Raw genomic sequence first — 22,803 nt, 5'->3', positions numbered from 1 at the left:
CTGTTCTTCGCCGCGTTCCAGACAAACGCGCTCACCGGCCAGTCGCTGATCGCCAGCCACGGCTGGTACATGGAATAGCCGGAAACAAGCCCCGCGCGGCGTGCCCCCATTGCACGCCGCGCGGGGCCCGGCCCTTCGGGTCGAAGGGTCAGCTCTTCAACGTTTTCGCCAGGATCCGGCGCCCAACGGCGCCCTCCTCGCATGTCTTCGCCTGGCAATACTAATCGCGGCAGCCACAAACACCTTGATCGCAGTCAAGCGCCCTTGCGCGATGTCTCTATCGCGGCCGCGCTTCCGACCATTCGGAGCACCTGTCAGCAGATTCGGTGATAGGCCAGGCGTCAAAACCGGGTGCAAGAGCGAAACGGCGGCAGAGCCCGGCACTTTCCTCGCCGGTCCGTTCTAAGGCATCCCAGTAGCCGCAACTGGAACAGATCCGAGCCTTGGGGCGGCCAACAACGGGCCGCGCGAACGACGCGGGCTCCCATGAGACGTTGACGACCGCGACTTGCATGTTTCCTGTCCCGATGACCGAAATGCCAATCTCTCACCGATTGGTAAATTTCAGACCTCAAGAATTTAGCTAACGCAAATTAACCTCTCGCGGCGAGAAGACGCTCCGCCGCCTTTTGCCGCCCGATCAGCGGCAGCAACGCCCCCATGTCGGGGCCATGGTCCATGCCTGTCAGTGCCTGACGCAGCGGCAGGAACAGCGGCTTGCCCTTGCGTCCGGTGGACGCCTTGAGCGCTTCGGTGAGCGCCTTCCAGACGCCCTCGCTCCAGTCGAGATCCGTCAAGGCTTCAGCCGCCTGCGCCAGATAGGCGCGGTCCTCTTCGGAAAAGGCTGGTGCATCGACCGGGCCGGTCACCACCTGCCACCAGTCCGCCGCCTCCCGCACATGCGTGAGGTTGGGACGCACCGCATCCCAAGCCGCCTCGTCCATGCCATCGGGCAGGCGGTCCGCCACTGCCGCATAAGGCATGCCATGTACCACAGCGGCATTCACACGCTCCAGTTCCACCTCGTCGAACCGGGCGGGCGCGCGGCCGAAACGGGACAAGTCGAAATGCGCGGCAAGGTCGGCCAGCCCCAGCGCCGGATCGACCGGATCGGACGTGCCCAGCCGCCCGAGCAGCGCCACCAGTGCCTGTGGCTCGATTCCAGCCTCGCGGAAATGCGCGGCGCCCAGCGAGCCCAGCCGCTTGGAGAGCTTGCCCTCGGTACCAACGAGCAGTGCCTCGTGCGCGAAGCGCGGCACGCCTGCGCCGAGCGCCGTGAACATCTGCACTTGTGCCGCCGTGTTCGAGACGTGGTCTTCGCCGCGCAGAATGTCGGTGACGCCCATCGCGATATCATCGATTACCGACGGCAGCATGTAGAGCCACGATCCGTCCGCGCGGCGGATCACCGGGTCGGACATCATCGCCGGATCGAATTTCTGGTCGCCGCGAATGCCGTCGGTCCAATCGATTGGCTCGTCGCGGTCGAGCAGGAATCGCCAGTGGGGCAATTCGCCTGCAGCCAGCTTTGCGGCCTTGTCATCCTCGCTCAGCGAAAGCGCCGCGCGGTCGTAGATCGGCGGCAACCCACGCCCGAGCAGGACCTTGCGCTTAAGCTCCAGTTCCTGCGGGGTTTCCCAGCAGGGATAGACACGGTCGGCCGCCTGCAGCCGTTCGAATTCAGCTTCATAAAGATCGAAGCGGGCCGACTGCCGTTCCTCGCCTTCCGCGTGAAGCCCCAGCCATGCCAGGTCGGCGTGGATCGCCACGACATATTCTTCGCGGCTGCGCGCGGCATCGGTATCGTCGATCCGCAGCAGGAAACGTCCGCCCGCCTGTTTCGCCAGCAGAAAGTTGTGCAACGCCGTGCGGATATTGCCGACATGCAGGTGCCCGGTGGGCGAAGGGGCAAAGCGGGTAACAGTCATGGCCCGCGCGATTACGGTGCGCGGGCGGCTACGTCAAAGGGTTCGGATCAGGCTCTCGCTTCCGATGCGTAAAGCAAACAGCCTTCGCCGAGTTCACTGATCACTTCCGCGATCTCGTTCTCCGCCACTGCGAAACAGCCCAGACTGCGGCCGATCTGCCCCTGCGCACTGATCAGGCTCCGGTCGACGTAAGAGGCCCCGTGGATCACGATCGCGCGTTCCAGCGCCAGATTGTTTTCCGGATCGAGCCCCATCAGGCGTCGCGACACACCATGCTTGCCATAATAGCGGCTGGCGATCACGAAACTGCCGGGGCACGATGCGTTCGAGCCGGGCCGGTTCGACAGACGCTCCACCCAACCGGTATGCCGCGGGTCGGACCCGCGACCGTGCGCGACAAGATAGGACCCCAGAATCGCGCCGTGCGCCACATCGACGATCTGGAAACGCTTCTGGCTCGAATGCTCGGTGAAATCGACAACGCCGATACGCTGACGGTTGCCAACGCGTGAGCCGTGCTTGTCGAGCGCGGCCAACGCCGCTTGCAGCAGGGGCGGACGTTCAGCCAGTTTCGGCGCTGCCGGTACAGCCGGTGCGGCAGGTTCACTGGGAGTGGTGGTGTTGGGCCAAACGATCTTGTTGTCCGGCTTGGCAATGACCCCCGATGCCGACGCGCCCGCGACCATCGCAACCGCGCCGCCGACAAAATAGCGACGACTCACATCCATCTTCTAGCGATCCCGGTTTTATCTCTCTTCCCCCAAAAGCTAAGGGAGCAATGGTTAAACTTCAAGCAAGGTTGAGTTTGTGCGACGCACAAATGCCCGCGACCGGCCTTAATCAAGACACAGTTCGTCTCAGAACCCCGATCCTGAGGCAACTTTTCGCGGACTGGATCTTCCGCCACGCCGCCTAGCCGCTGCGGAAGGCGTGGGTGATCGGATAGCGCCGGTCGCGGCCGAAATTGCGGGCCGTGAGCTTCACGCCGGGAGGGGCCTGACGGCGCTTGTACTCGGCAAGGTGGAGCAGCCGCTCGATGCGCTGCACGGTTTGGCGGTCGAAACCTTCGGCGACGACCTGCTCCACGCTCTTGTCATGCTCGACCAGCCCAAGGAGAATTGGGTCAAGCACTTCATAGGGTGGCAGGCTGTCCGAATCGCGCTGGTCCGCGCGCAGCTCCGCGGTCGGCGGCTTGGTGAGCACGTTTTCGGGAATCACCGGCCCTGCGGGACCCAGACCGATCCGCGGGACATGGCGGTTGCGCCAGCGGGCGATCGCGAAGACCGTCATCTTGTACGCGTCCTTCAGCGGATTGTAGCCACCCGCCATGTCGCCATAGATCGTGGCATAGCCGACGCTCATCTCGCTCTTGTTGCCGGTGGTCATCAGCATCGGTCCGAACTTGTTGGACAGGGCCATGAGCGCCGTGCCGCGAATGCGCGACTGCAGATTTTCTTCGGCGAGATCGCGATTGGTGCCCTCGAATGCTTCGCCCAGCATCGCGTCGAACCCGTCGACCGCCACTCCGATGGGCATGACCGTGTAGCGGATGCCCAGCGCCCCGGCGCAGGCCGCCGCATCGTCAAGGCTCTCCTGGCTGGTAAACCGCGAAGGCATCATCACACCCCACACCCGGTCAGGCCCAAGCGCATCGGCGGCAATGGCCGCGCAAACCGCCGAATCGATCCCGCCCGACAATCCCAGCACGACACCGGGAAAACCATTGCGGTTCACATAGTCGCGCAGGCTCAGGACCATGGCGCAGTAGATGTCCTCAGGATGGGTCGCGAGCGTCTCGACGGTGCCGCGATCGCAGCGCCAGCCCTGCGCGGTCTTGGTCCAGGCAGTCTCGACGACCTGCTCCTCCCAGTCGCGGCACTGCACCGCCAGCGCGCCATCGCCGTTCACCACGAAGCTCGCGCCGTCGAAAACCAGTTCGTCCTGCCCGCCGACACGGTTGAGATAGGCCAGCGGTAGACCGGTATCGACCGCGCGGCGCTTGGCCACGCCCTCGATTCGCAGCGCATCCTTGTTGATCTCGTAAGGGCTGCCGTTGATGCACACGAACATTTCGGCGCCGAAGTCGGCCAGATGGCGGCACACTTCGGGCTGCCAGATGTCCTCGCATACCGGCACGCCGATCATGGTGCCGCGCACGATGACCGGCTCGGGCAGCGGCCCCGGCTGGAACAGGCGCATCTCGTCGAAGGTGCCGTAGTTGGGCAGCTCGTGCTTGAGCCGGACGGCGGCAATCCTGCCCTGATCGAGCAGCGCCACGCCGTTGTGCAACGCACCATCAAGCACGAAGGCTGACCCTACGAGCATGGCCGGGCCGTCCGACGCGCTGGCCTCCGCCAGCTTCTGCAATTCGGCCGCCGCGCGTTCAATCAGCGAGGGCTTGAGAATCAGGTCCTCGGGCGGATAGCCGATCAGGTGCAGTTCGGGAAAAACAATGAGGTCCGTGCCCCTTGCCCGCTGGCGTGCTGCAAGTACCCCCTGGGCGTTGCCGGGAATATCCCCCACCGACTGGTTGAGCTGTGCGAGGGCAATCTTCAGCGTATCAGGCATCCAAGTTTGATGCCCGGCAGCCTTGCGCGATGCAATTGAAATCCCGCCGCGAAGTTAGAACAGACAGACAAAAGGCCAGGCATCCGCGCGGACGGCAGATACAAAAAACCCTCCCGCTGGGGAGGGCTTCTGTCCGCCTTTCGACGGACTCTCCATTTCATCCGGCAACCGGACTGGATGGAAAGCGGCGGGGGCCGGTGTGCCGCTAAGGCACGTAACGGCCCCCTGGCCGGATTACATCGCCTCGGACGCAGCCTCGGTCGGAGCGTCGGTGGCGTCACCGGTCATCATTTCCTCCGGAGCGGTCTCAACAGACTCGGTCTCGGTCGGAGCCGGAGTCTCACCGCAAGCGGCGAGCGACAGAGCAGCAGCCGACGCGAACGCGGCGAAAGCAATCTTCTTCATGCGAATCCCCTTGCATTGTTTGGCCCACAGGCCAACGCTTGCAGGCAAGCCTGCAGCGCCATTCTTTAGACGAGACTATGGTGCAACGCAAACGGGAAAAATGGAGGCAAAAACCCGCTGAATCCCTAGGGGTTGCGCACATATAAAGATATCTTTATATGATCTCCCATGCGGATCGACCCCCTCCTGCGCGCCCTTTCGGAACCGACGCGCCTGCGCATCATGCGTCTGCTGGCCCATATGGAACTGGCCGTGGGAGAGCTTGCACAGGTACTCGGGCAAAGCCAGCCACGCGTCTCGCGCCACATCCGAATCCTCTGCGACGCGGGGCTCGCCGAACGCCGCAAGGAAGGCAGCTGGGTATTCCTGCGCAATGCCGTCAATGAGCAGGGCAGCCGCCCGCTCGGCGCAGCGGCGGCCCGTCTGCTTACCGTCGCCGAGCAGGAAGATGCATCATTCGCCGCACGCTGCGCCGAGGACCGGCGCCATCTCGCTGCGATTCGCGCGAGCCGCGAAGCCAGTGCCGCAGCCTATTTTGCCCGCCATGCAGAAGAGTGGGATACGCTGCGCCTGCTGCATGGTGCCGACGGGCCGGTGGAGACGGCCTTGCTCGATTCGCTCGACGGGCAAGGCCTCGGCGCGCTGCTCGACGTCGGCACCGGCACCGGCCGTATGGCCGAGTTGCTGGCCGGACGTGCGGTTCACGTTACCGCGCTCGACAAAAGCCCGGAAATGCTTCGCATCGCCCGGGCACGGCTGCAGGCCCTTCCCGCCGGCAAAGTCGATCTGGTGCAGGGCGATTTCACCGGGCTACCTTTCGGCGATTCCGCTTTCGACACCGTGCTGTTTCACCAGGTCCTCCACTATGCGCAGGACCCTGGCCTGGTGCTGGCCGAAGCCGCGCGCGTGCTGCGCCCCTCGGGCCGCATCGCGGTAGTCGATCTGGCCGCGCACGATCGTGAAGAACTGCGCGAACGTCACGCTCACTCGCGCCTGGGCTTTTCTGACGAGCAGATTCTTACCTTGCTCGGCGAAGCGGGCCTGAGTCCGGACACACCCGTTGCGCTTCCGGGTGATCCGCTCACTGTGAAAATCTGGACGGCGCGCCGCGATTGCGCCACGGCGCCTGCCGACACCGGCAAGACCTTCGAACCACGAAAGACGACATCCGCATGACCGCTGCCCCAAGACCGGCCGAACATCCTCTTTTCGGAGAAGTGCCGGGCGACATTTCCGTGTCCTTCGAATTCTTCCCCCCCAAGACGGAGAAGATGGACGCGCAGTTATGGGACGCAATTACCCAACTGGCGCCGCTGGCCCCGAGCTTCGTCTCGGTGACGTACGGCGCCGGCGGCTCCACGCGAGAGCGCACGCATGCAACGGTGGCCCGCATCGTGCGTGAGACTGATCTGGTGCCCGCCGCGCACCTCACCTGCGTTGGCGCCAGCAAGGACGAGATCGCCGAGATCGTCGACCAGTACTGGGACGCCGGCGTACGCCATATCGTCGCGCTGCGCGGCGACCCGCCGCCGGCCGATGGCGGCAAGTTCGTGCCCCATCCTGAAGGCTATACCTGCGCCGCGGATCTGGTCGCGGGCCTCAAGGCGCGGCATGACTTCGACATCTCGGTCGCCGCCTATCCCGAAGTCCATCCCGAAGCGGTGAGCGCCGAGGCCGATCTCGACAACCTCAAGCGCAAGATCGATGCTGGCGCCAGCCGCGCGATCACGCAGTTCTTCTTTTCGACCGACGCCTATTTCCGCTTCCTCGACAAGGCGCTGGCCGCAGGCATTACCGCGCCAATCCTGCCCGGCATCATGCCGGTGACGAGCTTCGCCGCGATCCGCCGCATGTCGGGCAATACGGAAATTCCGACGTGGCTCGAATCGATGTTCGAAGGGCTGGACGAACGCCCCGGCCCGCGCGCGCTGGTCGCCGCCGTCGCCGCCGCGGACTTGTGCAAGCGCCTTTATGATGGCGGCGTGCGCGACTTTCACTTCTATACATTGAACAAGGCCGAACAGACGTACGCGATCTGCCAGCTGCTCGGCCTTCGCCCAAAACCGCAATCCGGGGAAACCGCATAATGTCGGCTCGTGAATCCTTCTTCGCAGAGGCTGCCAAGCGCATCCTCATCACCGACGGCGCCTTCGGCACCGAGATCCAGAACTGGAAACTCGCCGAAGAGGACTACGCCGGGACTCTCGGCCTCAGCCACGAGCAAAAAGGCAACAACGACATCCTCGCGCTGACCAAGCCCGAAGTGCCCGAGGCGATCCACCGCGCCTATTTCGAGGCCGGGGCGGACATCGCCGAAACCAACACCTTCAGCGCCAACCGCATCAGCCAGGCCGATTACGGCGCCGAACACCTCGTGCGCGAGATCAATGTCGCCTCCGCCCAGCTCGCCCGCCGTCTTGCCGACGAATATCAGGCGAAGGACGGGCGCCCCCGCTTCGTGGCGGGCGCCATCGGCCCAACCAACAAGACGCTCTCGCTCAGCCCCGACGTCAACGATCCGGGCTACCGCGAGATCGACTGGGACACGCTGGTCGATGTCTACAAGGAACAGGCCGCCGCGCTCGTCGAAGGCGGGGCGGACTTCATCCTTATCGAGACGGTGTTCGACACGCTCAACGCCAAGGCCGGGATCATGGCGGTCAAGCAGCTCGAGGCAGACCTCGGCCGCGAAGTGCCGATCATGCTGTCGATGACGCTCACCGACCTTTCGGGACGCAACCTCTCGGGCCACACGGTCGAGGCGTTCTGGCACGCGGTGCGGCACGCGAAGCCGGTGACCGTGGGGCTCAACTGCTCGTTCGGCGCCACGCAGTTGCGCCCGCATGTGAAGGCGCTGTCCGAAATCGCCGACACGCTGATCATGATCTACCCCAACGCGGGCCTGCCCAACGAACTGGGCGCCTATGATGAGATGCCCGACACCACGGCGGGCTTCGTCAAGGAATGGGCCATCGCCGGGCAGGTCAACGTGCTGGGCGGCTGTTGCGGCTCCACGCCAGCACACATTGCTGCGATGGCAAAGGTCGTCGCGGGCGTGGAACCGCGCAAGGTTCCGGTGCTGGAGCCGGTAACGCGGCTGGCGGGCCTCGAGCCCTTCATCATGGCTGCGTGATCGATGTTCGACGTTTCCGCCTGGCATATCCGGGAGGCCGGACCCGATGATGTGGACGCCGTCGCGCTGGTAGGCGCGGCGACGATCCTCGAAACCTATGCAGGGCTGCTCCAGCGCGAGGACATGCTGGCATTCTGCAGCGGCGAGCACAGCGCCGATGCCTATCGCCGCTTCCTGAAAAAGGGGGCCAGGATCTGGCTGGCGGAAGCCGAAGGCACCCACTCGCCGGTCGGCTATGCCATGCTGACGCCGCCCGAACTGGACAGCGCCGAGCCGGGCGACATCGAACTCAAGCGCATCTACACGCTCACCCGCATGCAGGGCACCGGCCTGGGCGCGGCGCTGATGGCCACGGCCGTCGAAGCCGCGCAAGGCCATCGCCGCCTTCTGCTCGGGGTCAATTCGCACAATACCCGGGCACTCGCCTTCTATCGACGACAGGGCTTCGAGACGATCGGCACGCGCCGGTTCCTCGTCGGCTCTGTCGAGCATGACGACTTCGTGCTGGCGCGGCCCCTCGAAGCCGCACCGGCCCTCTGATTCAACGAGATTCCATAATGACCGCGACACCCTCCTCTGCCCGCTTCGTCAACATCGGCGAGCGTACCAACGTCACCGGCTCGGCAAAGTTCAAGAAGCTGATCATGGCCGGCGACTACCCCGCCGCGATCGAAGTCGCCCGCCAGCAGGTGGAGAATGGCGCGCAGGTCATCGACGTCAACATGGACGAAGGCCTGCTCGACGCCGTTCATGCCATGACCACCTACCTCAAGCTGATCGCCGCCGAGCCGGACATCGCCCGCGTGCCGGTGATGGTCGACAGTTCCAAGTGGGAGGTGATCGAGGCAGGCCTGAAGTGCGTTTCGGGCAAGCCGATCGTCAATTCGATCTCGATGAAGGAAGGCGAAGAGCCGTTTCTGGCGCAGGCACGCAAGTGCATGGCCTATGGTGCCGCCGTGGTCGTGATGGCCTTCGATGAGACCGGGCAGGCGGACACCAAGGAACGCAAGGTCGAAATCTGCACCCGCGCCTACAAGCTGCTGACCGGCATCGGCTTCCCGCCCGAAGACATCATCTTCGACCCCAACGTCTTCGCCGTCGCCACCGGCATCGAGGAGCATGACCGCTACGCGCTCGACTTCATCGAAGCGGTGAAGGAAATCCGCGAGGCCTGCCCGCACGTCCACTTCTCGGGCGGGTTGTCCAACCTCTCGTTCTCGTTCCGCGGCAACGAGACGGTGCGCCGCGCGATGCACTCGGTGTTTCTCTACTACGCGATTCCCGCCGGGCTCGACATGGCGATCGTCAACGCCGGACAGCTCGACGTCTACGACCAGATCGACCCCGCCCTGCGCGATGCCTGCGAGGACGTGATCCTGATGCGCCGCCCGGATGCCACGGAACGGCTCATCGAGCTGGCCGAGAGCTTCAAGGGCAAGTCGGTGGCCGAGGAAAAGGCCGCCGAGGAATGGCGCGGCTATCCGGTCGCCAAGCGGATCGAACACGCGCTGGTCAAGGGCCTCGATGCCTGGATCGTCGAGGACACCGAGGAAATGCGCGCCGCCACCGCCGAAGCCGGAGGCCGCCCGATCGAAGTGATCGAAGGCCCGCTGATGGACGGCATGAACGTCGTCGGCGACCTGTTCGGTTCGGGCAAGATGTTCCTGCCGCAGGTGGTGAAATCCGCGCGCGTGATGAAGAAGGCGGTCGCGCACCTGATCCCCTTCATCGAGGCGGAAAAGGACGCGAACTCCAAGGCCAAGGGCCGCATCATCATGGCCACCGTGAAGGGCGACGTTCACGACATCGGCAAGAACATCGTCGGCGTGGTCCTGCAGTGCAACGGCTACGAAGTGATCGACCTTGGCGTCATGGTGCCGTGGTCGAAGATCCTCGACACAGCCAAGGAAGAGCAGGTCGACATCATCGGCCTCTCCGGCCTCATCACCCCCTCGCTCGACGAGATGGTAACCGTGGCCGAGGAAATGCAGCGCGCCGAGATGACCATCCCGCTGCTGATCGGTGGCGCCACGACATCGAAAGTCCACACCGCGCTGCGCATCGATCCGGCCTATGAAGGCACCGTGGTCCACGTGCTCGACGCAAGCCGCGCGGTGGGCGTCGCCTCGCAGCTGCTTTCTGACACGCAGGCCGAAGGCTTCAAGGCGTCAGTCGCGATCGACTACGAAAAGGTGCGTATCGCGCGCGAAGGCAAGGGCCAGTCGGACCTGCTGCCCATCGCCGATGCCCGCGCCAATGCCTTCGCGCCCGACTTCGCGCAGAAGGCCCCGGCGCCGGTCAAGCCCGGCCTGCACGTGTTCGAGGACTGGGACCTCGCCGATCTGGTCGAGACCTTCGACTGGACGCCGTTCTTCCGCGCATGGGAACTCGCGGGCACCTATCCCGCCATCCTCGATGACGAAGTGGTCGGCGAAAGCGCCCGCAATCTCTTCGCCGACGCCAAGGCGATGCTGGAAAAGATCATCTCGGAAAAGTGGCTGGCCGCGAAAGGCGTCTGCGCCTTCTGGCCCGCGCACCGCGAGGGCGACGACGTGCTGCTCGAAGACGGAACGCGCCTGCCGTTCCTTCGCCAGCAGTTCAAGAAATCGCGCGGCCGTGCCAACTTCTGCCTGTCGGACTTCGTCGATACCGAGAATGACTGGCTGGGCGGCTTCGCGGTCGGCATCCACGGCATCGATCCGCACCTCGAACGTTTCAAGGCGGGCCACGACGACTACTCGGACATCCTGCTGAAAGCGCTGGCCGACCGCTTCGCCGAGGCCTTCGCCGAGCGCCTGCACCAGCATGTGCGTACCACGCTATGGGGTTACGCACCGGACGAGCAGTTCACCAACGAAGCGCTGATCCGCGAGGAATACCGCGGCATCCGCCCGGCACCGGGCTATCCGGCCTGCCCGGACCACTCGCTAAAGCCGATCCTGTTCGACCTGCTCAAGGCCACGGACAATGCCGGGATCGTGCTGACCGAAAGCCAGGCGATGCTGCCCACGGCGGCTGTCTCGGGGTTCTATTTCGCGCATCCGGAAAGCCAGTACTTCGGCGTCGCCCGGATCGGCCGGGACCAGCTCGAGGACTATGCCGGACGGCGCGGTGTGGAGCTGCAGACGGCGGAACGCTGGCTGAGGCCAAACCTGGATTAGAACCCGAATATGCCAATCGGGAGGCTTCTCAACACGCAGCGCGGTGCTGCATGCCTCCAAGAACCGCAACTGCCTGCGGCTGCCGGTAAGGCATCGGTGCCGTGAGCGGCTGCTGCGCCACCATGCCAGCGGCCAGACGAACGGCATCACCAATCAATCCAAAGAGCTTGCCAGCAGTCGGTTCCATGATCGTTTTTCCCTCGCATCACCCGGCGCTTGCGGTCCGGTTATCGTTTCGATGCAGTGATCATGCCTTCTTGCTGCCCTGGCGTCCGTGTGGTGCGGCACAGGGGCCTTGTGACTTTCGTCACACGCCGCAGCGAGGGGCCGTCTGGCAACGCGAATCTTGATCAGCGCGCCATATGGCACCTTCGCACTTGCAACATCGCCACCATCCGATATCCCAGCAGCCATGAATGCTGCGCAGATTTTTTCCCGCACGCTCGTCTATGACGGCTGGTACAAGTTCTTCCAGATTCAGATTGCCATGCCCGATGGCAGCACCGGAGAACGCCATTTGCTCGACAACGGTTCGGCAGTGGCAGTCCTGCCTTACGATCCGGGCAGGCGGGTCTGCATGCTGATCGACCAGCCCCGCGCCGCCGTTCTGGCTGCCGGCGAACCGCCGCTGCTGGAAGCCATCGCCGGCGGTCTGGACGGTGCGTCACCCGAAGAGCGGATCGTCGAGGAGGCCATGGAGGAAGGTGGCCTGCGCCTTGCCGCATTCGAACTCGTCTCGACGATCTGGCCCCTGCCTCCTGTCTCAACCGAGCGCCTCACGTTGTATCTGGCGGAGTATGGCCCGGAGAATCGCGTGGCCGCAGGCGGTGGCGCACATCATGAAAACGAGTGCATCACCGTTCACGAGGTCGGGCTCGACCGCTTGCGCGCCATGGTCATGGACGGCACCCTGACCGATGCCAAGACGCTGATCCTCGCGCAGGCGCTGCTGCTGCGGCACCCCGAACTCTGGGCCTGACGGCGGGCCGGATGAAAACGGTGCAACCCTTGGCCACAGGGGTTTTCCAAGGGGGCAAGGCTCTGCCATAATCGCGCAGTGAACGAAGACGACTGGCCCTACGAGACGACATTCTACGGCGAACCCGATGCGGACATGATGGACGCATGGGCGCCCGCATTCGATTTTACCCCCGCTGAACCGCCCTCGCCCGAGGCCGTGTCACAGGCGCTCCACGATGTCTTCGGCTTTCCCGGCTTTCGCGGCGTGCAGGATCAGGTGGTCGGGCGCGTGCTGCAGGGGCAGTCCACGCTCGCGGTGATGCCCACCGGCGCGGGCAAGTCGCTGACCTACCAGCTTCCCGCCGTGCTGCTGCCGGGCACTTGCGTCGTCGTCTCGCCGCTGATCGCGCTGATGCACGACCAGTTGCGCTCGGCGACGGCTAACGGCATCCGCGCCGCCACGCTTACCAGCGCCGACGAGAACCGGGGCGAGACCATGGACCGCTTCCGCGCCGGAGAGCTGGACCTGCTCTACGTCGCCCCCGAACGCGCCAGCCAGCCGCATTTCCGCGAGCTGCTCTCGCAGTCCCGGATCGCCCTCTTCGCCATCGATGAGGCGCACTGCGTCTCCGAATGGGGCCACGATTTCCGGCCCGACTACCGCTTGCTGAAGCCGCTGCTGGACATGTTCCCGCAAGTCCCGCGCCTCGCGCTGACGGCCACTGCGGACCATCATACCCGCACGGACATCCTCGCCCAGCTCGGCATTGCCGAAGACGGGCTGATCGTCGCCGGGTTCGACCGCCCGAACATCCGCTACACCATCCGCCCGCGCGACAATGCGATGCGGCAATTGAAGGCGGTGCTCGACGAGAACCCCGGTCCCGGTATCATCTACGCCCCCACCCGCGCCCGCGTCGAGCAACTGGCGGAGAGCCTCGCTTCCGCCACCGGCCGCCGCGTGCTGCCGTACCACGCCGGGCTGCCGCCCGAGGTACGCGCGCGCAATCAGGCGGCCTTCGTCGCCAGCGAGGACATGGTGATGGTCGCCACCGTCGCGTTCGGCATGGGCATCGACAAGCCCGACGTGCGCTTCGTCGCGCATGCGGGCATACCCAAGTCGATCGAGGGCTATTATCAGGAGACCGGCCGCGCCGGACGCGACGGCGATCCGTCCGTGGCGGTCATGTTCTGGGGCGCCGACGATTTCGCCCGCGCCCGCCAGCGCCTGTCCGAAGTCGATCCGCAACGCCAGCAGAACGAGCGCCAGCGGCTCGAATCACTGGCCGGCCTCGTCGAGACCGCCGACTGCCGCCGCGCCGTGCTGCTGCGCCACTTCGGCGAGGAGCCCTCCGCCCGCTGCGGCAACTGCGACAACTGCCTCGAACCCGCCGACGTGATCGACGCGACCACGATCGCCCAGAAACTGCTCTCGGCGGTCTACCGCACCGGACAGAGCTATGGCTTCGGTCATCTCGAAAAGGTGCTCTGCGGGGTGAGCGACGACCGCGTGCTTCAGCGCGGGCATGACCAGCTCTCGGTCTTCGGCATCCTGCGCGAGGAAGAAAAGCCGCTATTGAAGGCCCTCGCCCGCGCGCTGCAGGCCCGCGGCAGCCTCGTGCCTACAGAACACGGCGGACTGGCGCTCGGCGGAGATGCCCGTACGATCCTGAAAGGCGATGCCGCAGTGATGATCGTGCGCCCGCCGAAGAAGGAACGGCGCCGCCGGGGTGGTGCCGATGGCGGAGCCAACCCTGTGGGCGATCCGCTGTTCGACGCCCTGCGCGAACTGCGCCGCGATCTGGCGAAGGACGCCGGCGTGCCGCCCTATGTCATCTTCCACGATTCCACCTTGCGCGAGATGGCGCAGGCCCGGCCCTCGTCACTGGCGGAACTCGGCGAAATCGGCGGTGTGGGCGCACGCAAGCTGGATACTTACGGGGAAGAGTTCCTGCACGTGATCAGGCAGTTCTGATCGGGTTAGGGTTGAAGCCATGCAAAAAATGGCAAGGCTTGCCGGTGTTCTCACCCTAATTGCTTGGTGTGCCTATTGGCTTAAGGAATATCTCTCCGCACCAACGCCAGATTATAAAATGCAACGGCTGAGATCGCTCCTCATTGGAGGAACCTTGCCGCTCATCATCGTGTTTGCCTTACTCATTTACAGACTGACACGCTGGTTTTTCAATCGCCCCTAGCGCTTGGCAGGCACAATCGCGCCCTTACCCCTCGCGCTTGGTAAAGGTAATCGGCACCGCCAGCTTGAACGGCAGATCGGGCGAAGCAATGCGCGATTCGGTACCGTTGTCGTGGATCAGTACCGCGCGGCCGACGCCCGGCGTCGCGACGACGGCGGTCACGCTGTCCACCCAGGCGTGCAGGATTTCCTTGGCGCGGGCGAGTTGCGCCTCCTCGGTCGTGGCGCTGCCCGCAGCCTCCAGTTCAGCTTCCAGTTCGATGACGCGCGCGGTCGCTTCCTCGATGCGGCTGGCGGCTTTTCCGGTCATGGCTGGTCCTCTGGCTTGGCTCGGGGGAACGTCCAAAGTGGGGCTCTCCCTGAATCTCCGCAAGGCTCGACGCCGGACAATCGCCGGCGCGTTGCCGCCTGATCCTCAGAGCGGGTTGTCGAGCTGGATCACTTCCTCGTCGCTCTTCCGCTGCGTGGTCTTCAATTCGCGCGGCGACGCGAAGCTGTCGAGAACCGGCTTGTCCCGGCCATAGATGTCATTGAAGGGCTGAAGCTCGCCATCGATCGAACGCGCATACGTGAAATAGGTCAGATAGACCGGAAAAGTCCGGGTCATCGCGACCTTGGTGTACTTGCCCGAGCGCGAGATATCCGCAGCTTCCACCGCCGGCATCTGCGCGCCGAGGATCGCCATCGTCATGCCCAGTTCCACCGCACGCTCGGTGCGGATGCAGCCGTGGCTGAACGCGCGCACGTCGCGGTCGAAATACTGCTTGGACGGCGTATCATGCAGGTAGATCGCATGCTCATTGGGCATGTCGATCTTCATCAGCCCCAGCGAATTGGTTGGCCCGGGCTGCTGGACGACGTAGACCGTGCCATCCTCTGCCTTGACCGCCTTGTAGCCCGCGTTGCGCGCCCAGGTTGGATTGGCGAGCACTTTCGCGCCCAGCCCCTCGCCCTTCACGATCGACTGCGGCACCGTCCAGGTGGGGTTGAAGACGACCGCGCTCACCGTCTCGGCAAGCTGCGGGGTCGCAGTGCGGCCCGGCTTGCCGACCACCGTCTTGTATGTGCGGATGATCTTGTTCTTCACCACCAGCCGCAGCTGGAATTCGGGAATATTGGTAATCAGGTAGACGTCGCCAAGATCGTGCCTGAGCCAGCGCCAGCGGTCCATGTTGGCCTGGATCAGGGCGCGCTTGGCCTTGTCCGTCATGGGCGTGGCATTGAATTCAGCCTTGAGCGCGGCATAGCCCGGGTTGGTCGGCGCCAGCGCATCGACGACACCGGGCACGTCATGATCGGACAGCGCCTGCGCCATGATCTGGGCGGTCGGCATTGCGTCCTGATCGGGATCGACGGCGAACCACTGGACGCGGTCCTTCATTGGCGTGCGGCCGTCGCGCAAGTCCTCGATCAGCCAGCCGAAGACGCGGCTGGCCAAGGTATCGAGATCGTCACCTTCGCCCTTGGCAATCGCCGCCTTGAGCGCGGCAGGCTGGTAATCTGCGGGGACCAGGCCTTCCTTGCCGATATATTCGATGGTCGAGAGCAAAGCATTGGCGTCGGCAAGGGTCCACGGCATCACCGGTTCGGACACCACGAGTTCCTGGACGACCGGCTCCGCGACGATTTTCACATCGGGCGATGCCGGAGCGCCGGAAGGTGCGGTTGCAGGCGCCGGAGCGGGCGTGCCCTCCGGTATCGGCTGCACCGGATCTGCCGGCTGGGCCTCGGGAAGGATGCTTTCCGGTTCGCCGGACTTCGCCTTTTCGGCCAGCACCGGCTCCACCGGGAGACCCAGTGCCACCAAAGCCGACACCATGCCGGAACCGAACCGCTTGAATTTCGCCATTTCCCTTAAAACCTGCCCTGTTTCCTGCAATCGGGCTGCCAATACGGGCAGCCCCCGGAGCGCTGCCGATGTGCTCCTTCGTCCGGCGATCTTCAAGCATTCGTCCTGTCGCTGTGATGAATTGCTTGCGCACAACTTTCCGCCGGGCAAGAGGCACAACGTCATGCGCGCTCAAACGTTCCCGCCTTCCTCCCCCTGGCTGCCCGTTCTGTCCGTCGTTGCGGGGATCGGGACGTTCAGTGCGATGGACGCGGCGATCAAGGGCGCCTCGATCGCCACCGGCGTGTTCACGGCCCTGCTCCTGCGCAATGTCTTCGGCACGGTGCTGACGGTGCCGCTGTGGCTGGCCGTCGGCTGCCCTCTGCCCAGTCGCGCGGTGCTGAAGGTGCATGCCACGCGCTCGGCCATGACGGCGGCCATGGCCACACTCTTCTTCTATGGCCTCGTGAGGATCCCTTTGGCGGAAGGCATTGCCATTTCCTTCATCGCTCCGATCGTGGCACTTTATTTCGCGTCGGTGATGCTGGGCGAAAAAATCCGCCCGCAGGCGATCACGGCCTCGCTGCTCGGCGTGATCGGCGTAGTGGTGATCGGCTGGGGCCGCTTCGGCTCGGGCACCTATTCGCCGGATGCGATCCGGGGCACGGTGGCCATCCTGTGCTCGGCGATGTTCTATGCAGTCAATCTGGTCTACCAGCGCAAGCAGGCGCTGCTCGCCGGGCCGGTCGAGATCGCCCTGTTCCAGAACGGCATCGTTGCCTTGATTTTCCTGTGTTTTTCGCCGTGGTTCGCGGTCTGGCCCGACGCCATGAGCTTGCGCGTGATCCTGCTTGGGGCAGCACTAGCGACTTCCGCTCTGCTGTTCCTGTCCTGGGGTTATGCCCGTGCGGAGGCGCAGGTTCTGGTCCCTGTCGAATACACCGGTTTCCTCTGGGCCGCGTTGTTCGGCTGGCTGTTCTTTGGTGAAAGCGTCGAACCGGCGACATTGGCCGGGGCCATGCTGATCGTTCTGGGATGCTGGATCGCCACCAAAAAGCAGCGCAACAGGACGATAGTCTAGGCCCGCCCCCTTGACGTTCTGCTGCTGAGCGCGCATCGGCGGGCGCGTCGAATCCGCTTGTCGCACTGCAACACGATCAGGCTCTGCCAGCGATCGCCGCGCCAGCCCGGCAAGCTCCACAAAGAAGGGGAAATTGCCCACCATGACCCAGGTCGGACAGGACACGCTCGGCACGCGCAGCACCATGACCGTCGGCGGCAAGACCGTCGCTTACTACTCGCTCAAGAAAGCCTCGGAGAAGATCGGCGACATCTCGAAGCTGCCCTTCTCGATGAAGGTCCTGCTCGAGAACCTGCTCCGCTTTGAAGACGGCGGCTTCACCGTTTCCACCGCCGACGTCCAGGCGATTGCCGACTGGCAGAAGAACCCCACCACCGGCGAGGAAATCCAGTACCGCCCCGCGCGCGTTCTTCTTCAGGACTTCACCGGCGTGCCCTGCGTTGTCGACCTGGCCGCGATGCGCGACGCGATCGCCTCGCTCGGCGGCGACACCAGCAAGATCAATCCGCTGGTTCCCGTGAACCTCGTAATCGACCACTCGGTCATGGTCGACGAATTCGGTCATCCCAAGGCGTTCGAAGAGAACATGGAGATCGAATACCAGCGCAACATGGAGCGCTACGACTTCCTCAAGTGGGGCTCCAAGTCGCTTGCCAACTTCTACGCCGTGCCCCCGGGCACCGGCATCTGCCACCAGGTCAACCTCGAGAACATCGCCCAGTCGGTGTGGACCTCGAAGGACCAGAACGGCGAAACCGTCGCCTACTTCGACACTTGCGTCGGCACCGACAGCCACACCACCATGGTCAATGGCCTCGGCGTGCTGGGCTGGGGCGTCGGCGGCATCGAGGCGGAAGCCGCGATGCTCGGCCAGCCGGTCTCGATGCTCATCCCTGAAGTCGTCGGCTTCAAGTTCACCGGCGAACTGAAGGAAGGCGTCACCGCCACCGACCTCGTGCTGACCTGCACCTCGATGCTGCGCAAGCACGGCGTGGTCGGACGCTTCGTCGAATACTACGGCCCGGGCCTCGCCGGCCTGACCCTCGCCGACCGTGCGACGCTCGCCAACATGGCCCCGGAATACGGCGCCACCTGCGGCTTCTTCGGCATCGACGACAAGACGCTCGACTACCTGCGCCTCACCGGCCGCGAGGAAGACCAGATCGCCCTCGTCGAAGCCTATGCCAAGGAGCAGGGCTTCTGGATGGACCCGTCGAACCCCGAGCCGGTTTTCTCGTCCACCCTCGAACTCGACCTCTCGACCGTCGTGCCCTCGCTCGCCGGTCCGAAGCGCCCGCAGGACTGGGTCGCCCTTCCCGAGGTCGACGACGTGTTCAACAAGGACATGGCCGAAGTCTACAAGAAGGCCCAGACCCGCGTTCCGGTCGAAGGCAAGGACTTCGACCTGGGTGACGGCGACGTGATGATCGCCGCGATCACCTCGTGCACCAACACCTCGAACCCGGGCGTGCTGGTCGCCGCCGGTCTCGTCGCCAAGAAAGCCGACGAATTCGGCCTGAAGCCCAAGCCCTGGGTCAAGACCTCGCTGGCACCGGGCTCGCAGGTCGTCACCGACTACCTCGAGAAGGCCGGCCTCCAGCCGCACCTCGACAATGTCGGCTTCAACCTCGTCGGCTACGGCTGCACCACCTGCATCGGCAACTCCGGCCCGCTCGCCGAGCCGATCAGCAAGGCGATCAACGAGAACGGTCTCGTCGCCGCCGCCGTGATCTCGGGCAACCGCAACTTCGAAGGCCGCGTCTCGCCCGACGTGCGCGCGAACTTCCTCGCCTCGCCGCCGCTGGTTGTCGCCTATGCGCTCAAGGGCACGGTGATCGAAGACTTCATCACCACCCCGATCGGCACCGGCAAGGACGGTCAGGACGTGTTCCTCAAGGACATCTGGCCGACCAATCAGGAAGTCTATGACACCATGGCGACCTGCATGGACCGCGCCATGTTCCAGGCCCGCTATGCCGACGTCTACAAGGGCGACGCGCACTGGCAGGCGATCGACGTCGTCGGTTCGGACACCTACTCGTGGCGCGCCGGTTCGACCTATGTCGCCAACCCGCCCTACTTCGAGGGCATGGAAATGACCCCGGCGCCGGTTTCGGACATCATCGAGGCCAAGCCGCTCCTCATCCTGGGCGACTCGATCACCACCGACCACATCTCGCCGGCCGGTTCGATCAAGGCCGACAGCCCGGCAGGCCAGTGGCTGATGGAGCACCAGGTCGCCAAGGCCGACTTCAACTCCTACGGCGCGCGCCGTGGCCACCACGAAGTCATGATGCGCGGCACCTTCGCCAATATCCGCATCAAGAACGAGATGGTCCCCGGCATCGAAGGCGGCATGAGCCGCTTCGGCGACGAAGTTGGCGCCGTCTATGACGTCGCGATGAAGCACAAGGCCGCCGGCACCCCGATGATCGTCGTCGCGGGCAAGGAATACGGCACCGGCTCCAGCCGCGACTGGGCGGCCAAGGGCACCAACCTGCTGGGCGTGCGCGTGGTCATCGTCGAGAGCTTCGAGCGCATCCACCGCTCGAACCTCGTCGGCATGGGCGTGCTGCCGCTCCAGTTCAAGGACGGCCAGACCCGCACCTCGCTCGGCCTCGACGGCGATTGCAGCTTCACCATCAAGGGTGTCGCGGATCTCAAGCCGCAGCAGGACGTCGAAGTCGAAGTCACCAAGGCTGACGGCTCGAAGTTCACCTTCACCGCGCTGTGCCGCATCGATACCGCCAACGAAGTCGAGTATTTCATGAACGGCGGCATCCTGCAGTACGTGCTGCGCAAGCTGGCCGCCTGACCGCAGCCAGACTGACGGTTTGAAAAACCCCGTCCCGCCGCGCGCGGGCCGGGGTTTTTCGTTGGCGCTTGCAGGAGTGCAGGGCTGCTGCCTACAGTCCCGCCCGGCGGGAATGCGGACGGCGGTCCCGCGGCAGGAGTGCGCGTAATGAATTCGAAGGTCGCAGGCGCTGGTCTGGCGTTGATCGTACTGGCCATGGCTGGTCGTCCGGCGCTTGCAGAGGTATCTCCGGAGGCTCCCGTCCCTTCGGAAGTCCCGGCCAAGTCCCCCTTCGTCCCGGCCGGTTTCGCCGTTCCGACGCTGGCCGAGGCCAAGGGCTTCAAGCTCGTGCCGCTGGGCCCCAGCCTCGCCCGGATCGACTACGATGCCTACATGTCGTCCGTCGAGCACCTGCAGAAGACCTTCAGCCGCAGCCCGTCCTGGCCGCACGAGGGCATCACGGACGCGGATACCATCAAGGACATGGAGACCGAACAGGCCCGCTTCGCCAGCCGCAAGTCCTTCGCCTACGCCGTGCTGACGCCCGATGGCCTTCGCGAGCGTGGCTGCGTCTATGTTCGTCCAAGCCCCGTCGCCGGCTATGACGCCGTGGTCAGGATGTGGGTGACCAAGGCCGAATACGACGCAGGCTTCGAGGACGAACTCTACGGCTGGGTAACGCAGTGGATCAAGGCGGACTGGCCCTTCGCAGGCGTCGCCTATCCCGGACGATCGATCGATTGGGCGGACTGGGAGGACCTGGTCGCCGCGAAAGACCCTGCGGGATCGTAGGAGCTCCTGCTGCCCTGTAGCCGGCCACAGCATGCGCGAATGATATCGCCAGCGGGCAGTGCCGGGCGAGAAACCGCGAGGACCTCAACGTCGTTGAAGCCCTGCCACCAACACTTGGCACAGGCCTGTTTCACACATTCCGTCGCAGCAGCACGCCACATCGCCCATTCTTTCACTGCATTGGCGCGTGGGTTGCGTGCCAGTTCATTTGCCGGTTTCAACTCCCGCTGTCGTGTAGCTGCTCCAGTGCCGCCCTCAGGACGGTATCCGGCGATCCTCCGGCATCGATCCGCCGCCATGCGCCAAGACCGCCGAGATCATAGCCGAGCTGGCGGTCGACCACAGCGGCATTGGCATCGGACGCATCGCCACGCCGCGCGCCCACCCGCTCGCGCATGGCGCTGGCCGGGGCTTCGAGCCACAGGCCAGTAAACGCCACGCCGCATTGTGCCGCGACGTCGGCGGCAGCATCGCGCTCTGCAGGATCGGCAAAGACAGCATCAACGATCACATCCATCCCCGATGCCAGTGTGCGCCGCGCCACTTCCGTCAGTGTCCGGTACACCTCTGCGCTGCGCTCGCGCGCATAGGCTTCGGGAGGCAACGTCTGTTCGGGCGGGAGACCGGCCAGCCGCTTGCGCAGCACATCGCTGCGCAGCCATCGCGCGCCGGGCGCAGCGCCGCACAGTGGCGCAAGATGGCCCGCCAGCGTCGATTTACCCGTGCCGCTGAGGCCACCGACCGCGATCAACCGGGGCGGTTTGCGGTCGAGGAAGGCAAGCGCAGCTTCGAGATAGCCGCGTGCTGCATTGGCCTTTTCCGCGCGCTGCCTGTCGCCGGACTGCCGTGCGGCGGCGCTTGCATTGACGTGGGCACGCACTGCGGCCCGCATCGAGAGGAAGAGCGGCATCGCGGCAAGGCCATCGCTTTCCGCGCGCATGTCGCAATAGCGGTTGAACAGCAGCGAGGCCCCGGCATGGAGGCCGCGCTGCCACATATCCATGACCAGGAAAGCGAGATCGTAGAGAACGTCCGTAGTCGCCAGTTCGGGATCGAATTCCAGGCAGTCGAACAGCGTCGACTGGCCCTGCCACAGGCAGATATTCGCAAGGTGCAGATCTCCGTGGCAGTGCCGAACGTGACCGCTTTGCCCGCGCTTGTCCAACAGGGGGGCCAGTGTTTCGAGAACCGCAAGGCTGCGGCGATGGAGCTGGTCGCACATGGCGGCGGGCAGCAGGTCCTCGGGCAGCGCCGCCATGCTCGCGCGGTTGCCGTCAATCACAGCGCGCACCCGGTCGGCGCCGGGGCCCTGCACGATGTCCGCTGTGTCATGGAATGCCGCAATGCCATCGGCCAGATCGCGGATCAGGCCCGGTTCCAGCGGCCCCTGCCCAGCCATGGCATCAAGCAGGCATTCGGGCGCAAAACGGCGCATGACCACCACCCAGTCCACCGGCACGCCTTCACCCAGCGTCAGGCGGCCATCGGGCTGCCGCCCGACCGGCTGCACGGCGAGGTAGAGGTCCGGCGCGGTCCGGCGGTTGAGCGCCAGTTCCGCGTCGCAGACGGCCTTGCGGCGGTCCACCGTCGAGAAATCCAGATAGGGGTAGCGCACCGCGCGCTTGAGCTTGAAGGCCCGGCAACCGGCAAGGAATACCATGGCCGCGTGGGTGTCTATCCGCTCGACCGGACCGGAAAGGCCATAGGTTTCGGGCCTGGACAGGAGGTCTATGGTTCCGCTCTGGTCGTCGCAAGCGCGCACGGGGTTCTCCTCCGCCGTGAGAGATAAGCGACAGGAGGGCCGCTGGCGAGCTTTCCTTCCATCCACTTTGATTAGTGATAAATTAACTCTGTTCTCGCCATGTGATACTGCCATACTGCAGTGGCGTGTGTATTCTTCGAGGGGCATTCAGCGATGAACGCTAGCGTTTGGGATGCAACGAGTCGGATTCTTGT

18 protein-coding genes are annotated in these 22,803 nt (G+C 64.7%); 10 read left to right on the top strand and 8 right to left on the bottom strand.

The genetic code is table 11. The features are described from left to right. Window positions 1–593: 593 nt before the first annotated feature. The 4 genes from MTR64_RS18885 to MTR64_RS18870 all read right to left on the bottom strand — a co-directional run bounded on the left by MTR64_RS18885 (window position 594) and on the right by MTR64_RS18870 (window position 4,901). Entirely contained in the window at window positions 594–1,928 is a 1,335-nt protein-coding gene (locus MTR64_RS18885; RefSeq protein WP_243996082.1) for a glutamate--tRNA ligase, read from the bottom strand. A gap of 47 nt (window positions 1,929–1,975) precedes the next feature. After that, on the bottom strand, window positions 1,976–2,656 hold the full coding sequence (locus tag MTR64_RS18880) for a murein L,D-transpeptidase catalytic domain family protein (RefSeq protein ID WP_243996081.1): 681 nt from the start codon (window positions 2,654–2,656) through the stop codon (window positions 1,976–1,978). Window positions 2,657–2,840: 184 nt separating this feature from the next. After that, entirely contained in the window at window positions 2,841–4,496 is a 1,656-nt protein-coding gene (locus MTR64_RS18875; RefSeq protein ID WP_243996079.1) for an NAD+ synthase, read from the bottom strand. A 234-nt stretch (window positions 4,497–4,730) separates the two neighbouring features. Beyond that, window positions 4,731–4,901 carry a hypothetical protein gene (locus tag MTR64_RS18870; RefSeq protein WP_243996077.1) on the bottom strand — a complete coding sequence of 57 codons (171 nt, stop codon included), beginning with the start codon at window positions 4,899–4,901 and terminating at the stop codon, window positions 4,731–4,733. A gap of 168 nt (window positions 4,902–5,069) precedes the next feature. Here MTR64_RS18870 and MTR64_RS18865 point away from each other — a divergent pair, with 168 nt between their 5' ends. The 5 genes from MTR64_RS18865 to metH are packed head-to-tail and all read left to right on the top strand — an operon-like array spanning window position 5,070 to window position 11,195. Beyond that, on the top strand, window positions 5,070–6,077 hold the full coding sequence (locus MTR64_RS18865; RefSeq protein WP_243996075.1) for an ArsR/SmtB family transcription factor: 1,008 nt from the start codon (window positions 5,070–5,072) through the stop codon (window positions 6,075–6,077). Then, window positions 6,074–6,988, top strand: coding sequence for a methylenetetrahydrofolate reductase [NAD(P)H] (metF, locus tag MTR64_RS18860; protein ID WP_243996074.1), 915 nt, complete (start codon window positions 6,074–6,076; stop codon window positions 6,986–6,988). Before MTR64_RS18865 ends, metF begins: the two co-directional genes overlap by 4 nt. After that, window positions 6,988–8,034 carry a homocysteine S-methyltransferase family protein gene (locus tag MTR64_RS18855; RefSeq protein ID WP_243996072.1) on the top strand — a complete coding sequence of 349 codons (1,047 nt, stop codon included), beginning with the start codon at window positions 6,988–6,990 and terminating at the stop codon, window positions 8,032–8,034. Before metF ends, MTR64_RS18855 begins: the two co-directional genes overlap by 1 nt. A 3-nt stretch (window positions 8,035–8,037) precedes the next feature. Beyond that, window positions 8,038–8,574 (top strand): GNAT family N-acetyltransferase, encoded by a 537-nt coding sequence (locus tag MTR64_RS18850; protein WP_243996070.1) that lies wholly within the window; start codon window positions 8,038–8,040, stop codon window positions 8,572–8,574. Between the two features lie 17 nt (window positions 8,575–8,591). Beyond that, window positions 8,592–11,195 (top strand): methionine synthase, encoded by a 2,604-nt coding sequence (gene metH, locus MTR64_RS18845; RefSeq protein ID WP_243996068.1) that lies wholly within the window; start codon window positions 8,592–8,594, stop codon window positions 11,193–11,195. A gap of 28 nt (window positions 11,196–11,223) precedes the next feature. Here the strand turns inward: metH and MTR64_RS18840 are convergent, their stop codons facing one another. Further along, entirely contained in the window at window positions 11,224–11,382 is a 159-nt protein-coding gene (locus MTR64_RS18840) for a hypothetical protein (RefSeq protein WP_243996067.1), read from the bottom strand. Between the two features lie 225 nt (window positions 11,383–11,607). Between MTR64_RS18840 and MTR64_RS18835 the strand changes: the two genes are divergently transcribed. Together MTR64_RS18835 and recQ are read left to right on the top strand one after the other, a co-directional pair. Beyond that, window positions 11,608–12,174: an NUDIX hydrolase gene (locus MTR64_RS18835; RefSeq protein WP_243996065.1), complete on the top strand. Its 567-nt coding sequence runs from the start codon at window positions 11,608–11,610 to the stop codon at window positions 12,172–12,174. A 135-nt stretch (window positions 12,175–12,309) separates the two neighbouring features. After that, entirely contained in the window at window positions 12,310–14,130 is a 1,821-nt protein-coding gene (gene recQ, locus MTR64_RS18830; protein WP_268741023.1) for a DNA helicase RecQ, read from the top strand. Between the two features lie 247 nt (window positions 14,131–14,377). Here recQ and MTR64_RS18825 read toward each other — a convergent pair whose 3' ends face one another. Further along, the gene (locus MTR64_RS18825) at window positions 14,378–14,662 is read right to left on the bottom strand and encodes a hypothetical protein (RefSeq protein ID WP_243996062.1); all 285 of its coding nucleotides are present in this window, start codon (window positions 14,660–14,662) and stop codon (window positions 14,378–14,380) included. A 105-nt stretch (window positions 14,663–14,767) separates the two neighbouring features. Next, window positions 14,768–16,201, bottom strand: a complete 1,434-nt coding sequence (locus MTR64_RS18820; protein WP_243996060.1) for a L,D-transpeptidase family protein — start codon at window positions 16,199–16,201, stop codon at window positions 14,768–14,770. 163 nt (window positions 16,202–16,364) lie between these two features. On the opposite strand from MTR64_RS18820, the gene MTR64_RS18815 reads away from it, so the two are divergent. From MTR64_RS18815 to MTR64_RS18805, 3 genes are all read left to right on the top strand, one after another. Continuing rightward, window positions 16,365–17,261, top strand: coding sequence for a DMT family transporter (locus tag MTR64_RS18815; RefSeq protein WP_243996059.1), 897 nt, complete (start codon window positions 16,365–16,367; stop codon window positions 17,259–17,261). A gap of 142 nt (window positions 17,262–17,403) precedes the next feature. Then, window positions 17,404–20,076: an aconitate hydratase AcnA gene (gene acnA, locus MTR64_RS18810; RefSeq protein ID WP_243996058.1), complete on the top strand. Its 2,673-nt coding sequence runs from the start codon at window positions 17,404–17,406 to the stop codon at window positions 20,074–20,076. A 147-nt stretch (window positions 20,077–20,223) separates the two neighbouring features. After that, complete coding sequence (locus MTR64_RS18805) at window positions 20,224–20,847, top strand: twin-arginine translocation pathway signal protein (protein WP_243996056.1); 624 nt, start codon at window positions 20,224–20,226, stop codon at window positions 20,845–20,847. A gap of 217 nt (window positions 20,848–21,064) precedes the next feature. Here the strand turns inward: MTR64_RS18805 and MTR64_RS18800 are convergent, their stop codons facing one another. After that, the gene (locus MTR64_RS18800; protein ID WP_243996054.1) at window positions 21,065–22,609 is read right to left on the bottom strand and encodes an AAA family ATPase; all 1,545 of its coding nucleotides are present in this window, start codon (window positions 22,607–22,609) and stop codon (window positions 21,065–21,067) included. Between the last annotated feature and the right edge of the window lie 194 nt (window positions 22,610–22,803).

Origin of the sequence: Novosphingobium album (ex Hu et al. 2023) (assembly GCF_022832385.1) — a bacterium.
Lineage (GTDB): Bacteria > Pseudomonadota > Alphaproteobacteria > Sphingomonadales > Sphingomonadaceae > Novosphingobium > Novosphingobium album.
This window is presented reverse-complemented; position numbering and strand designations above follow the sequence as displayed.